General features: G+C 38.9%; 15 protein-coding genes. 3 read left to right on the top strand and 12 right to left on the bottom strand.

The annotated features are described in order from the left end of the window. Position 1: 1 nt before the first annotated feature. Positions 2-1,147 carry an exo-beta-N-acetylmuramidase NamZ family protein gene (locus tag BUR11_RS05575; protein ID WP_234982106.1) on the bottom strand — a complete coding sequence of 382 codons (1,146 nt, stop codon included), beginning with the start codon at positions 1,145-1,147 and terminating at the stop codon, positions 2-4. An 84-nt stretch (positions 1,148-1,231) separates the two neighbouring features. Between BUR11_RS05575 and BUR11_RS05580 the strand changes: the two genes are divergently transcribed. After that, a complete protein-coding gene (locus tag BUR11_RS05580; RefSeq protein WP_074223803.1) occupies positions 1,232-2,449 on the top strand; it encodes an ABC transporter permease in 1,218 nt (405 codons plus the stop codon). Here the strand turns inward: BUR11_RS05580 and BUR11_RS05585 are convergent. Next, positions 2,427-3,176, bottom strand: coding sequence for a polyprenol monophosphomannose synthase (locus tag BUR11_RS05585; protein WP_074223804.1), 750 nt, complete (start codon positions 3,174-3,176; stop codon positions 2,427-2,429). The genes BUR11_RS05580 and BUR11_RS05585 overlap by 23 nt on opposite strands. A 105-nt stretch (positions 3,177-3,281) precedes the next feature. Here BUR11_RS05585 and BUR11_RS05590 point away from each other — a divergent pair, with 105 nt between their 5' ends. Continuing rightward, positions 3,282-4,151 carry an ATP-grasp domain-containing protein gene (locus BUR11_RS05590; protein WP_074223805.1) on the top strand — a complete coding sequence of 290 codons (870 nt, stop codon included), beginning with the start codon at positions 3,282-3,284 and terminating at the stop codon, positions 4,149-4,151. On the opposite strand, the gene BUR11_RS05595 is transcribed toward BUR11_RS05590, so the two are convergent. The 5 genes from BUR11_RS05595 to hisG all read right to left on the bottom strand — a co-directional run bounded on the left by BUR11_RS05595 (position 4,148) and on the right by hisG (position 9,406). Continuing rightward, positions 4,148-4,945: a tetratricopeptide repeat protein gene (locus BUR11_RS05595; RefSeq protein ID WP_074223806.1), complete on the bottom strand. Its 798-nt coding sequence runs from the start codon at positions 4,943-4,945 to the stop codon at positions 4,148-4,150. The two genes, BUR11_RS05590 and BUR11_RS05595, sit on opposite strands and share 4 nt — an antisense overlap. A gap of 94 nt (positions 4,946-5,039) precedes the next feature. Continuing rightward, positions 5,040-6,137, bottom strand: a complete 1,098-nt coding sequence (hisB, locus tag BUR11_RS05600) for a bifunctional histidinol-phosphatase/imidazoleglycerol-phosphate dehydratase HisB (protein ID WP_074223807.1) — start codon at positions 6,135-6,137, stop codon at positions 5,040-5,042. Between the two features lie 17 nt (positions 6,138-6,154). Next, positions 6,155-7,216, bottom strand: a complete 1,062-nt coding sequence (gene hisC / locus BUR11_RS05605) for a histidinol-phosphate transaminase (protein ID WP_074223808.1) — start codon at positions 7,214-7,216, stop codon at positions 6,155-6,157. Further along, a complete protein-coding gene (gene hisD / locus BUR11_RS05610) occupies positions 7,213-8,508 on the bottom strand; it encodes a histidinol dehydrogenase (RefSeq protein WP_074223809.1) in 1,296 nt (431 codons plus the stop codon). Before hisD ends, hisC begins: the two co-directional genes overlap by 4 nt. Positions 8,509-8,545: 37 nt before the next feature. After that, positions 8,546-9,406, bottom strand: a complete 861-nt coding sequence (gene hisG / locus BUR11_RS05615; protein ID WP_074223810.1) for an ATP phosphoribosyltransferase — start codon at positions 9,404-9,406, stop codon at positions 8,546-8,548. A 418-nt stretch (positions 9,407-9,824) separates the two neighbouring features. Here hisG and BUR11_RS05625 point away from each other — a divergent pair, with 418 nt between their 5' ends. Beyond that, positions 9,825-10,184, top strand: coding sequence for a hypothetical protein (locus BUR11_RS05625; RefSeq protein WP_074223812.1), 360 nt, complete (start codon positions 9,825-9,827; stop codon positions 10,182-10,184). Between the two features lie 75 nt (positions 10,185-10,259). Here the strand turns inward: BUR11_RS05625 and BUR11_RS05630 are convergent, their stop codons facing one another. From BUR11_RS05630 to argS, 5 genes are all read right to left on the bottom strand, one after another. Continuing rightward, positions 10,260-10,613 (bottom strand): translation initiation factor, encoded by a 354-nt coding sequence (locus tag BUR11_RS05630; RefSeq protein ID WP_074225131.1) that lies wholly within the window; start codon positions 10,611-10,613, stop codon positions 10,260-10,262. A 55-nt stretch (positions 10,614-10,668) separates the two neighbouring features. Continuing rightward, entirely contained in the window at positions 10,669-11,520 is an 852-nt protein-coding gene (locus BUR11_RS05635) for a universal stress protein (protein ID WP_074223813.1), read from the bottom strand. A 70-nt stretch (positions 11,521-11,590) separates the two neighbouring features. After that, complete coding sequence (locus BUR11_RS05640; protein WP_074223814.1) at positions 11,591-12,502, bottom strand: 1,4-dihydroxy-2-naphthoate polyprenyltransferase; 912 nt, start codon at positions 12,500-12,502, stop codon at positions 11,591-11,593. Between the two features lie 15 nt (positions 12,503-12,517). Further along, on the bottom strand, positions 12,518-13,108 hold the full coding sequence (locus tag BUR11_RS05645) for a glutathione peroxidase (RefSeq protein ID WP_074223815.1): 591 nt from the start codon (positions 13,106-13,108) through the stop codon (positions 12,518-12,520). Position 13,109: 1 nt separating this feature from the next. Next, entirely contained in the window at positions 13,110-14,900 is a 1,791-nt protein-coding gene (argS, locus tag BUR11_RS05650) for an arginine--tRNA ligase (RefSeq protein ID WP_074223816.1), read from the bottom strand. Positions 14,901-14,936: the final 36 nt, after the last annotated feature.

A 14,936-nucleotide genomic window follows, 5' to 3' on the forward strand; every position in this document is an offset into this window, starting at 1 on the left:
TTTAATCTTTGTAAATCAAATAGTTGGATCTCAATTTTTTATAACTATTTAAGTCTACTTGCCAGCTTTCTTTGATTTCTTCTTCACTTTTGCCAGCAAGTAATTGTTTCTTCAATTCATCAGTACCAGCAAGGGTGTTGAAATATCCTTTAAAAAACGATTCACCTTTTCCGGATTTGGCTAAGGCATCGATTATGTACTTAACGGTAAACTGATGAGACAGAGATTCATTTCTAAGATCTACTCCATAACAGACCTGATCTTTATAGGGAGGATTCGTAGACATACCAGGAATGCTGACAGGGGTAAAAGTAAATGTTCCTATATTTTTAGCTGGATATCCATACACTTGAAAAGGAAATTCTGTTCCCCTTCCCAATGAGAAAATCGAGCCTTCAAAAAAACAGGTACTTGGATAGAGTCGAATAGAGAGGTCATTTGGTAAATTGGGTGAGGGTTTTACCGGTAATTTGTAAGGTGTTTGATGATTCCAGTTTGCAACTGGAATCACTTCAAGATCGCATATCAAACCACCTTTAAGCCATTTTTCTCCATTGATCATTTGAGCTAATTCACCAACAGTCAGACCGTGAACCACAGGGATAGGATGCATTCCTACAAAGCTTTCAAACCCTTTTTTGAGAACAGGTCCATCTATGTAATCTCCATTAGGATTGGGTCGATCAAAAATGATCACCTGTTTTCCGTTTTCTGCGGCAGCTTCCATCACATAATGCATGGTGCTGATGTAGGTGTAAAACCGAACTCCCACATCCTGTAAATCAAAAATAATGAGGTCTAAGTCGGAAATCTGCTGGGCGGTGGGCTTTTTATTGTTTCCATACAATGATACGATAGGTAAGCCTGTTTTGGAATCCACAGAACTGTTCACTTTGGCACCTGCATCCACATCGCCACGAAATCCATGTTCTGGCACAAATACTTTCTTTACGGACACTCCTTGTTCCAGCAAATAATCCACCACATGCTTTTTCCCTTCATGAGGCATGATACTCGTTTGATTGGCTACAATTCCCACTGATTTTCCTTTCAAAAGGTCTAAATACAATTCAGGGCGTTCAGCACCTGGAAGTATAGGAGAGGGCTGGGCACTTAGTTTGAAGGAGACTAAGAAAAAAATGAGCATTATGCTCAAAATATGACTAAAGGATAAGAGATTCGTTTGCTTCATGCTATTTTGCGGTCAATTATAACAAATTAAAGCAGTCCATTGAACCTTTCCTATTTCATTGCTAAAAGAATCAGCTTTAAAAGAGCTGGAGGATTCTCAGCAACTATCCATAAAATAGCAGTGGGCAGTTTAGCAATTGGCTTGGCTGTTTCTTTGCTTTCCTTTATGGTTCTGGGAGGTTTTCAACAAACTGTCTCAGATAAAGTATACGGGTTTACGGGGCATTATCAGGTGCAACGTTTTACCATGAGCAATGCCTTTGAAGAGGCACCCTTTTCCCTGAACAGTGAATTTGCGCAAGAATACGGCCAGTTACCTTTTGTTCAGAGAATTGAATCTTTTGCCCATAAAGCCGCGCTGATCAAAGGAGAAAATGAAGTTGAAGGAATCTTGGTAAAAGGAGTGGGGCAGGATTTTGATACGCTTTCCTTTAAGAAATATTTGAAAGAAGGACGAATGCTGCGCATTCCTGACGAGGGTACCAGTAATGAGGTGATTTTGAGTAAAGTAATTGCAAATAAACTTTTACTTAAAGTAGGGGATAAAGTGACGCTGTATTTTGTCCAGGACCCTCCAAGGTTTAGAAGGGTAGAAGTAGTGGGTATTTTTGAAACTTATTTAGAGAATTTTGACGATAAGATAATTATTGGAGAATTGCAGACCATCAGAAACCTGAATGGTTGGGAGAAAGATCAAGTGGGGGGACTCGAGGTTTTTGTGGATGATTCAAAAAATATAGATCAGTATACTCCAGAGCTGGAACAGATCATGGATTTTGATTTGAAGCTGATTGCCAGCAAAAATAAATTCTTGGAGATTTTTGATTGGTTGACCCTTTTGGATACCAATGTCTACGTCTTTGTGGGGCTGATAGCCTTTGTTGCAATATTCAATATGGGGGCAATCCTTTTTATCTTGATCATGGAGCGAACCCAGATGATAGGCTTGTTGAAAGCAATTGGAGCGGCCAACAAGCAGATTCAACGAATCTTTTTCTGGAATGGGATTAACATTCTCTTGAGGGGATTACTCATTGGAAATGCAATAGGCTTAGGCTTTGGGGTATTACAGGATAAATTCAAATTAATTCCTCTTGATCCTGCCAGTTATTACATGTCCTATGTGCCCATAGAATGGAATTGGCCTTTATTTTTATTGATCAATTTGGGTATTACGGTGCTCACCGCTGTGGTACTCTTTATTCCGGTGATGGTTATTTCGAGGGTTGACCCGATCAAATCGATTCGCTTTGATTGAGCCGGTAAGGAGAAAAAATACTTTTAATTTTCATCCAAATTACTCCAAAAACAGCTTCTTTAAATATTCCTGAGCTCATTTTGGAAGTGCCTTTGGTACGATCCGTGAAGATGATCGGGACTTCTATTAGTTTGAAGCCTAATTTCCAGGCGGTAAATTTCATTTCAATCTGGAAGGCATATCCAATGAATTTCACCTCTTTTAAATTAATGCCTTCCAATACAGATCTGTGGTAACATTTAAAACCTGCAGTAGCATCTTTGATCGGCAGACCTGTAATGAATTTAACGTAAACACTGGCAAAATAGGACATCAAAACTCTTCCTATAGGCCAATTGACCACATTCACTCCGGTAATATACCTGGATCCTATGGCCATATCAAATTCTCTGTTTTGGCAGGCTAGATACAAGCGAATTAAATCATATGGATTATGTGAAAAATCACAATCCATCTCAAAAATAAAATCGAAATCATTGGAAAGTGCCCATTCGAAACCTTTCAAATAAGCTGTACCTAAGCCTAATTTCCCCTTTCTCTCGATCAGGTGTAATCTTTTTGGGTAATTGATTTGGTTGATTTTAACCACTTTGGCTGTACCATCAGGTGAGCCATCATCAATAATCAATAACTCAAAATCCCCTTCCAGACCCATGATAGAATGGATCATTTCCTGGATATTTTCAATCTCATTATAGGTTGGGATAATTACTAGCTTCCGGTGCATCTTTGGGGTAATAAAGCTCAAAAGTAAGGTTTAGGGTTGATTTAAGAAGAAATGAACTAAATAATTTTGGTTAAAGTGTATTTTCGTGAAAAATATTACTATTCCATGATCGCGATTGTTAGTTACGTCTCCATTGGTTCTTATGATTCCAATACAGTTGATGAGGATAAAATCCTTTCCTCTATTTTAACTGAGTTGAAAATGCAACATGAGATCGTTCCTTGGTCTGATAAACAAGTAGATTGGAGTAAATATGAAACACTTTTAATCAAATCCACCTGGGATTATTTTGATTATTATCCTGAATTTTTGAATTGGATAAATCATGTCAAAAAACTGAATATCAAAGTATTAAATAATCTGGATACTATTTTATGGAATTCTACCAAAGGTTATTTAGCAGAGATAAAGGAGAAAGGGTTTCCTGTCATTTCAGGATTTACTTTAAAAAAAGGAACGAAGATTTCATTTGATGAGATTCATAAATCTTTAGGAACAGGAGATTGGGTAGTCAAACCTATGGTAAGTGGGGGAGCAAAAAACACCATGAAAATTCCTAGTTCTCAATGGGATAAGTTTGAAGGAAAAATCCAACAATTAGCCCAAGATGAGGATTTCTTGATTCAACCCTATGTCAAGGAAGTGGCAGAAGTGGGAGAGTATTCTTTGTTGTTTTTTAATGGGGAGTTTTCACATGCTGTACTGAAAACTCCAGCTTCCGGAGATTTTCGGGTCCAACATTATTTTGGAGGAGCAATAAAATCAATCACACCAAGTGGCAACATGAGAAAGGCAGCAAAGACCTTGGTAGATCAATTTGCATCAGATAGTCTCTACGCAAGGGTGGATGGAGTAGAAATCAATGGAGCGTTTTATTTAATGGAGCTTGAATTGATTGAACCGTATTTGTTTTTGGATTCCAATCCTTCCGCCATTCCAAACTATAAAAAGGCCTTGATCCAAAGGTTGGGTTAAACACAAACTTCTTGTTGATTCTGCGCATACTCACTTCCCTTGAAGGCGGCCTCTTGTAATAGTTGGCAGCCTTCAGGATTTCCCATTTTTGCCAAGCAGTATCCTTTTTTCGCCAGGGCTTCCACATGATTAGGGTTTGTCCTCAAGATTTCTTCAAAGTCTTCGAGTGCATATCCTATATATCCAGCTCTCATCAATGCAAATCCTCTATTATATCTTCCTACAATTTGGTCTGGTTCGTACTGAACATACTTATTGAAGGAAACTGCGCAGCCTAACACATCTCCTCGCATCGCTCGAGCCATTCCCTCATAGAAATAGACCTTGGGGAATTCAGGATTGAGTTCAATCGCCATTTTAAAGAAATTTTCTGCAGACGCATACTTTTCTGTCATCAGCTGGGCCCTTCCCAACAAATAGATAATGTCAAAGTCCTTGGGATCTAAGGAAGCTGCACGAAGTAAATAAGACTCCGCTAAGTCATAATTCCCTTCTTCAAATATTAATTTCCCCATACCAGCATAGGCTTGGGCATATTCATCATCCATGGCTATGATTCGCTCATAGTCTTTTTTTGCCATGGGGATATTGCCTAATTCCTCGTAGCTTCTCGCTCTTAAATGAAAGGCCTTCAGGTCGGTGACATGGAAGAAAAGATAACTATCCAACTCTTCTATTGCTGCTTCATAATCCTCATCTTGATATAAATTTTCAATTTTTTGAAAATCATTCGAGCAAGAGCTGATGCCAATAACTACTAATAAAATAGTCAAAATATGTAAAAATCGTTTCATAACTAAATGAAACAAAAAAATAGGACTAGAAAAAATTTTTATTGTGAATTTTTCCTAATCCTTTGAAATAAAGTTTGACCTAAATACTTGAGTGTTAAAGGACTCCTTTGGTACTAGGTAATTGATTGATGTTTCGAGCATCTCTGGTGACTGCCATTTTGATTGCTCTTGCCATCGCTTTAAAAATAGCTTCAATCTTATGGTGTTCGTTATCCCCCTCTGCTTTTATATTCAAGTTACATTTAGAAGTGTCAGAAAAGGATTTAAAGAAATGATAGACCATTTCTGTAGGCATGTCACCAACTTTTTCTCGTTTAAACGCTACATCCCAAACGATCCAAGGTCTTCCACCAAAGTCAATGGCTACTTGTGCAAGTACATCATCCATCGGAAGAAGAAAACCATATCTGTATATTCCTTTTTTATCGCCTAGTGCTTTCAAATAGGCTTCGCCAAGGGCTAAAGCGGTATCTTCTATCGTATGATGCTCGTCGATATGAAGATCACCTTTGACTTTTATTTCTAAGTCGGTGCTTCCATGTTTTCCCAGTTGTTCCAGCATGTGGTCAAAAAAATGTAAGCCAGTAGAAATATCACATTGACCTGAACCATCAAGATTAAGTTTGATATAGATATCAGTTTCAGAAGTGGTTCTTCTAATTTCTGCAGTTCTGGGAGGCATTTTAAGGAAGGCGTAAATTTGGTCCCAATCCTTAGTGCTTAAGGCTGCTTGATCATGGTTTTCGCCAATATAAATTGCTTTTGCTCCCAAATTAACCGCCAATTGAATATCTGTGATCCGGTCTCCTATCACATAACTGTTTGCCAGGTCATATTCTTCTGAAAAATAGTCTTGAAGTAGGCCAGTTCTTGGCTTTCTAGTCTCTGCATTTTCATGTTCGAAAGTACGGTCCACGTGGATTGCAGAGAAGAAGATATTTTCTTGCTCCAAGGTTTTCAACATCTTGTATTGTGCAGGCCAAAAGGTGTTTTCAGGAAAAGAGTCCGTACCTAAGCCATCTTGGTTGGTGACCATCACCAATTCATAATCCGTTTCTTCGGCAATTTTCCTAAGATTAGAAATGGCTTTGGGTAAGAATTCAAGCTTTTCTAAACTATCAACTTGAAAGTCGGTTGGTGGTTCTTTGATGATCGTTCCGTCTCGATCTATGAATAATACTTTCTTTTTCATGAAAGGAATAAATAGGTTTAAACTGTTTTTGATGCCACCTTTTTCAAGGCCTGTATAAAAGCTTCATTTTCACTTCTGGTTCCTACCGATATTCTCAAGCAATCTTCGCATAATAGAACCTTAGACCGGTTTCTGACAATCACTTTTTGCTCAATTAACTCATTGTAAACTTCAGTGGCATGAGGCATTTTTACCAATAAGAAATTGGCATGAGAAGGGAAAATGTGTTGGATGAAAGGAAGCTGCCCCAATTTTTCCTTTAGAAATTCACGTTCGCTAAGGATCTCTCGAATCATTTTTTGGACTTTCCCATAATTATCCATTGCCCTCAGCACTGTTTCTTGGGTAAGGCCGGAAATATTATAAGGTGGCTTAATGCGGTTGAGTATCCGGATGATCTCTTTTGAACCAAAGGCCATCCCTAAACGCAGAGAAGCAAGTCCCCAAGCTTTGGAGAAAGTTTGGATAACCAAGAGATTTGGGAATTCCTCTAATTCTGTCGTAAAGCTTGGCTCGTCATTGAAATCGATATAAGCCTCATCGACCACAACAACCCCATTGAAATTTTTCAAAAGGAATCTGATTTCTTCCCTTTTCAATTTATTTCCACTGGGATTATTAGGTGAGCATACAAATATAATTTTGCTGTGTTCATCCGTAGCTCCAATAATCTTTTCAGGTTGAAGTTGAAAATCAGAGGTAAGAGCAACTTTCCTGGTTTCAATATCATTAATAGATGCGCTTACCTCATACATTCCATAGGTTGGAGGGAGCAGGATCACATTATCTTTTCCAGGGTTGCAAAATGCCCTAAACAATAGGTCAATCGCTTCATCTGAACCATTTCCCAAGAAAATTTGAGAGGGATCCACTTTCTTGATTTCTGAAATTTTCTCTTTTAACTCTTGCTGGTAAGGGTCAGGATATCGATTGTAATCTTGATCCGTGATAGAGCCATATGGATTTTCATTGGCATCTAAAAACACCCCAATCTTCCCTGTATACTCATCCCGGGCAGATGTATAAGGCTGTAATTCAGCAATATGAGGCCTAAGTAGTTTGGTTAGGTCGAAGTTCATATTTTCTTGCTTTTCAGGTAATTAAGACGGATTGAAACCGCATTTTTGTGGGCATCTAACAATTCATTTTCAGCCATCACTTCAATGGTAGGACCTAATTTTTTGAGCCCTTCTTCCGTGATCTTCTGGTAGGTCATCTTTTTGATGAAACTATCTAGAGATACTCCACTATAATTCCTTGCAAAACCATAGGTGGGCAAGGTGTGATTTGTGCCCGAAGCATAATCGCCTGCAGATTCAGGAGTGAAATTTCCAATGAATATAGAGCCTGCATTGTAAATGGCATCCACTACTTCCTCTTCATTGGCAACAGATATGATCAAGTGCTCTGGAGCATATTCATTGATCAGATCCAATGCCGCAGATTGATCCTTTAAAATGACCGCTCTTGAATTTTTCAGCGCTTTCAAGGCAATGTCTTTTCTGGGTAATTCTTCCACTTGTACCTCAATTTCTTTCAGGACTTTGTAGGCAAATTTCTCGGAACTGGTTACCAAGACTACTTGGCTATCTACCCCGTGCTCTGCTTGGGAAAGTAAATCTGCTGCGACGAAGGAGGGAACCGCAGTTTTATCTGCATAAACTAGTACTTCTGAAGGGCCAGCAGGCATGTCAATGGCTACTCCATATTTGGTAGCCAATTGTTTGGCTGCAGTTACATACTGGTTCCCTGGTCCGAAAATCTTATCGACTTTAGGTACTGTATGGGTACCAAAGGTCATGGCAGCTACAGCCTGTGCACCTCCTGCCTTGATAATTTTGGTAATTCCAATCAAGTCTGCTGTATAAAGGATGGCAGGATGGATTTCTCCATGACGATCCGGTGGCGTACATAAAACGATTTCTTTGCAACCAGCAATAACAGCAGGAACTCCAAGCATCAAAACGGTACTAAATAGGGGAGCTGTACCTCCAGGAATATATAAACCCACTTTTTGAATAGGCATGCTTTTTCGTTTGCATACCACTCCTGGCATTACTTCCTCTACTAATTCTTCACTTTTCTGTGCTTGGTGAAATCGTTCAATATTCCCTTTCGCCACTTGAATAGCTTCCTTTAGTTCTGCTGAAAGGAGTAATTCAGCAGCTTTAATCTCTTCTTGAGAAGCGAGCAATTGATCTAGGTGTACATGATCATACTCTAAGGCAAATTTTATAAGCGCTTTATCCCCGTTACGCTTAACCTTTCTAAAAATAGGTTTTACCGTTTTATTGATTTGCTTCGTTTTCTGAACGGGACGAGCCAGTTCTTTCGACCAAGTTTCCGGATCTGGATTTTTAAGAATTTTCATGAATTGGAATTTCTTTTTGGAAAGTTCTTTACCTGTTTTAGAGGATCATTTTTTCTATAGGAACCACTAGAATTCCTTCTGCTCCTGCAGCCCTTAATTCTTCAATATGTTCCCAAAATGTGTCTTCATTTAATACAGAATGTACTGATGACCATCCCTCTTGTGCCAAGGGTAATATGGTAGGACTTCTCATCCCTGGGATCAATTTAATGATTTTATCAATTGACTCATTGGGAACATTCATCAGCACGTACTTGCTGATTTTACCTTTCTGGACAGCATTCATTCTAAACAATAGCTTATCTACTATTGCCTTTTTTGCTTCGCTTAACTCATGATTAGAAATTAAAACGGCTTCAGATTTGAAAATTTCTTCCACTTCTTTTAGTCCATTCATCATCAAAGTGGATCCTGAGCTTACGATATCGCAAATACCTTCTGCTAGACCTATACTCGGTGCAATTTCAACAGAACCACTGATCTCGTGGATGTCGGCCTTAATTCCTTTAGAGGTCAAATAGTCGCCAAGAATCTTAGGGTAGGAGGTAGCTATATTTTTACCTTCGAAAAATTCCAGTCCAGGATAATCCTGACCTTTTGGAATAGCCAATGATAGTCTGCATTTGGAAAAGCCTAGCTTTTTTAAAGTGAGCACATCTTTGTCCTTTTCGACCAGCTCATTTTCTCCCACAATTCCTAGATCAGCGACCCCATCGGCGACATAGCCTGGGATGTCATCATCTCTAAGAAAAAGGAATTCTATAGGAAAGTTGGTGGAAGTGGATTTTAACTTTCCTGTTCCATTATAAAATTTGATTCCACACTCTTTGATAAGTGCTAAAGAGTCATCTGATAGTCTGCCGCTTTTCTGCACGGCAATACGGATAATTTGTTCCATGTTGGCAAGTTACGCTAAGAAATAAAAGGTTGAAATAATTTTTGGTGAAAAGCGGAATCCCTATCATCGGCTTCACCGGGTATGTAAAAATATTCCTCAGGAGGAATGATGGAAATGATGCTGCACAGCATGTGCAGTAGTAGAAAAAGCGATGTTTTGAGTAGTGTTTTTCATTTCCGTTGGCAAATATAGGAATGGAATTGAAACTGACAAATTGTAAAACAGTTTTTGAAAGTGAAACATCACTTTCCCAAATAATAAAAAATAAATGATGGAAGTCTCATCCATCTTCCCTGCATTTCCTTATAACTTTCAATAGATAATTGCCTTGGGCGGCATGGTAAAACCCGGTAATAAAATGGAAAACAGACGAACGCCAATATTTTTTGGCACCATCGTTTCATGGATGTAATTTGCCATGATAGGTTTTGGGATGTGGGGTTGTCCCACGTATAATGTTTGGCAACAAGAAATGAGTGGAAGGGCAGAATTTGCCAAAGCTGAGCAAAACAGAAGGATTTTGATTGAAGAGGCTGCGGCTAACTTAGAGGCTGAAAAGCTGAATGCCCAAGCAGAAATAGAGCGGGCTAAAGGAGCCGCTGAAGCAATCAAAATTGAAAATGGATCGATTTCGGAAAAATACATCCAATATTTATGGGTGAGGCAACAAAGGAATTTGGGAGATAAAACGGTGATATATATTCCTACAGAAGCCAATTTACCCATCTTGGAGGCAGGTAGAATCCCTAAGATTCCAAGTGGTTCCCAAAATGAATAAAACTAGAAAAGCCCTGATTATTCAGGGCTTTGTTCATTAAATCAGGGTTTTGTTCATTAAAACGGAACCTAACGATCATCCACCAGACTTTTTGGCTTTATAACCTGAGGATTGAAGAATCTGGACTACTTTGTCCCGGTGGTCTCCTTGAATCAGAATTTCCCCGTCTTTTGCAGATCCACCCACTCCACATTTATTCTTCAGCATCTTTCCGAGCTCTTTCAAATCATCTTCTGTTCCAATAAATCCATCTACCAACGTTACCTTTTTGCCTGCTCTGGCTTTCTTGTCCAGCATTACTTTGAGGTTTTGCTGAGCAGGAGTCAAGGTGTCCATTTCCTCACTTCCTTCCTCTTGGTATTCAAAATCATCTGATGTGGAGTATACGACTCCATCTCTTTTCTTCCAGTCGTTATTTCGCTTTGCCATAGGTACATGAAAAAGCCCGCCCATTAGGACAGGCTAAAATTTAAATTTTGGCTATTTATTTTACTTTCAACGTCCAAACAGGGCGTTTAGCATGATTTACCACATCCTCTGCGATGCTACCGGTAATCAAGTGTAAGAATCCAGTACGACCATGAGTAGCCATTGCGATCAAATCAGCATCAATATCTTCTGCAAATTCAATGATACCAGATTCCTCCGAAAGTGAGTTATAGATTTCCGCTTTGGCACCTTCAAACCCATATTTATTGACAAACATTTTAATGCGTTTGATGGAATCTCTTGTAGTTTCAAAATCTGCAGGGGTGTTTACAATCACAAAATATAGTTCAGCATCGAATAATGTTTTCAAGTTTTTCATTCTTCGAGCAATTTCATCGGTGTCTTCTTTGAAATCACTGGCAAAGACTACTTTCTTGAAAGAAGAGGGGTCAATAGGGGATTTTACGGTGATTACTGGACAGGTAGCCGTACGTACCACTTTTTCAGTATTGCTTCCTATAAGGACCTCTTCCACTCCAGAAGAACCTTTTGATCCCATTACTACAAGATCAGGGTTTTCCTCAAGGATGGATTCAGAAATACTTTTGAAGGCATTTCCTAGTTTGAGTTTTGCGTCAAACCCAAAATTTTTGCCGCTATACTTTTCCTTTAATTCAGCGATTTGTTTCTTCCTTCTCTCCATTAATTCAATGAAGAAAATTTGATTTTCCATTTCAGGAATCACTTCTCCTCCTCCCATGGTACCGATACTTGATACGTAAGGGACTTCTAATACATGAAGGACTTCAACTTGAACTCCTTCAATTTTATCTGCGAGTCCAGTAGTGAAATTCAGGGCATTTTGAGCCTGTTCTGAAAAATCGTAAGGTACGAGTACTTTGATCATAGTGGAAAGTGATAATGTTTACCCAAATTAGCTAAAAAATCAGAAGGGGATAAGGAAAATCCATTCCTTTTCATAAAAAAAGTAAACCAATCCCAAACAGGATTACCCAAAGTAGGGTTCCCAATGCCATTTTCTTCAAATTGGGATCAGTTTCCTCGGAAGTTTTAGCATTTGCTACATTCATACCGATTTTGAACATCAATGGGAATGCTACAAAAGCCAAACAGCTTCCCCAACTATTAGTATATATGCAAAACCCAAGAAGAGAAACATATCCAGCAATGATCAAAACCCAGTTGTAGATGACAGCTGCTTTTCTACCGATTCGTACTGGAATAGACTTTTTACCCGCTTTCTGATCGGATTCAATATCTCTAATGTTATTGATATTAAGCACCGAAGTGCTGAAAAAACCTAAGGATAGTCCAATCCAAATCGCATGGGCATCAAAGTTTATACTATGCAGGAAATAAGTGCCTATTACTCCTAATAATCCAAAAAACAGAAAGACTGAAATATCTCCTAAACCCAAATAGCCATAAGGGTTGCTTCCTGAAGTGTATGAAATAGCAGCCCAAATGGAAGCCAATCCCAAGCCTAGAAATACAAAGAATAAGGTCCAGCTCTGAACGGCAAAAAATAATAGGAGGAGGCCTGAAAGTAAAGACAATACCCCAAACAGATACATAGCCGTTTTCATTTCTGACAAAGAAATGATTCCAGACTGTACGGCTCGGACTGGTCCTTGTCTCTCATGATGATCAGCCCCATTGATGGTGTCACCATAATCATTGGCCAAGTTTGAGAGGATTTGAAGAAATATGGTGGTAAAAGAGGCCAAAACAAAAATTTCCCATCGGAAAACTTCCATGTATTCGGCGATAATCGATCCAGCAAAAATGCTGGCAAGTGCTAATGGTAAAGTGCGAAGCCTGACTGCGTGCAGCCAGGCTTCTTTTTTTGTTTGTATTGCTGTTTTCACTAAACTGAATTCAAATTAAGCTCCAATAGCTGTTAGGATTTCTTCGTCCAAAGGTGTTACGGCTGAAGGAAAGAATTTAAGAAGTTCGCCTTTCTCATCAATTAGGTATTTGCAAAAATTCCAGGTAGGCTCCTGGTTGTTCCAGCCATTCATTTTCTCATCACTCAACCAACGGTACAAAGGATGCTTATCAAATCCTTTTACCGAAATTTTCTCAAATACCGGGAAAGTAACGCCATAATTTTCAGAGCAGAAACTCTTTATTTCTTCATTGGATCCAGGTTCTTGACCACCGAAGTTGTTGGCAGGAAAGCCTAACACCTGGACCTTGTCCCCATATTTCTCATTCAATTCCTGAAGTGCCGCATATTGAGGGGTATAGCCGCATTTGGATGCTACATTGACAATCAATAGCTTCTTACCTTTGTATTGGCTAAAGTCAATTTCCTTGCCGTCAAGATCCTTCATTTTAAAATCGTAAAACGTGCTTTCCATAGGAATAGAGGTAGGAGTAAAAAAACCAGCCTGTAAGACTTCAGGTCTTTCAAGGGTCCTTTGACAAGAGAAAAGAGTGACAAGTGCGAGTAAAAATACTAGTTTTTTCATATTACATTCTTTCTGGTACATTGATACCTAATAAACTCATTCCTTTCTTGATTGTTGCAGCAGTTAATGCTGATAATGCAACCCGGAAGGCAAGAATGGAATGATTGTTTTCATGAAATATAGGAAGGTCTGCATAAAAACGATTGTATTCCTTCGCTAAATCAAATAAATACTGGGCAATCACCGCAGGGGAGTACTCTTCTCCAGCCATTTTTATTTTCTTATGGAATTCTCCCAATAAGAATATCAAACTTGATTCTGACTCTTCAAGTGAGGAAATGTCAGAAAAATCCGGGTGTTGGTAGTCTACCCCAATTTGCTCAGCTTTTCGTAAGATGGATTTGATCCTTGCATGGGAATATTGAATGAATGGTCCGGTATTTCCTTGAAATTCAATGGATTCCTGTGGGTTGAACAGCATCCTTTTCTTAGGGTCTACTTTCAGTAAGAAATATTTCAAAGCTCCTAAACCCAAGGTCTCATAAAGTTCCTCTGCCTGCTGCTCATTAAATCCATCAATCTTTCCAAGTTCTTTGGTATGATGTGCAGCTGTATCCACCATTTCCTGCATTAAATCATCAGCGTCTACGACAGTCCCTTCCCTGGATTTCATTTTTCCAGAAGGTAGATCTACCATTCCATAGGACAAGTGATATAAACCATCGCCATAAGGACGCCCTAGTTTTCTCATGATTTTGAAGAGCACATCAAAATGGTAATCTTGTTCATTTCCTACCACATAGACTGATTTGTCCAACTTGAAATCATTGTATTTCAAATCAGCAGTTCCCATGTCTTGGGTGATGTACACAGAAGTTCCATCACCTCTTAGGACTAATTTTTCATCTAAGCCCTCCTCCGTAAGGTCTACCCAAACAGAACCATTTTCTTTTTTGAAAAAGACTCCTTTTTCCAGGCCTTCTTCCACAATGTCTTTCCCTAAAAGATAGGTGTCGGATTCGTAATAAAATTTATCAAAATCGACGCCCATTTTTTCATAGGTTTTGGCAAAGCCATCATAAACCCAGGTGTTCATTTGTTTCCAAAGAGTGACTACCTCCTCGTCATTCGCTTCCCATTTTCTAAGCATTTCCTGTGCTTCCAAAAGCAAGGGGGCATTCTTTTTTGCCTCCTCCTGAGATTGACCAGAGGCAACTAATCCTTCTATTTCCTTTTTGTATTCTTTGTCGAAAATCACATAGTACTTTCCTGCCAAGTGATCACCCTTTAATCCAGAAGAGTCTGGAGTCTCTCCATTGCCCCAGTGCTGATAAGCGACCATGGATTTACAGATATGGATGCCACGATCATTGACCAAGTTGGCTTTGGTGACTTCATAGCCATTTGCCTTTAGGATTTCAGCCACTGAAAACCCTAAAAAATTATTTCTTAAATGTCCTAAATGCAACGGTTTATTCGTGTTGGGCGAGGAATATTCGACCATCACTTTCTGTCCATTGGCAGGTAATTGCCCAAGGTCTTTATTAGCATATAATTCCTTGAATACTTCCAGCCAGATTAACTGATTCAATTCAAGATTCAAGAATCCTTTCACCACATTGAAGCCAGAAACCACAGCAACATTTGCTTTTAAATATTCTCCTATCTGATTTGCGGTAGCTTCAGGAGTTGATTGAGTAACTTTTAAATAGGGAAATACAACAAACGTATAGGTTCCTTCAAACTCTTTCCTGGTGGGGGCCAAACTTAATTGCTCCGTTGAAACATCGTGATTGTAAATATTCTGAAAAGCTAGCTGAATGCCGCTAATAATTGATTCTTGTATATTCATTTTTAATAATAACCACTGGGGTTACTCCATTACACA

Origin of the sequence: Algoriphagus halophilus, from assembly GCF_900129785.1 — a bacterium.
GTDB lineage: Bacteria > Bacteroidota > Bacteroidia > Cytophagales > Cyclobacteriaceae > Algoriphagus > Algoriphagus halophilus.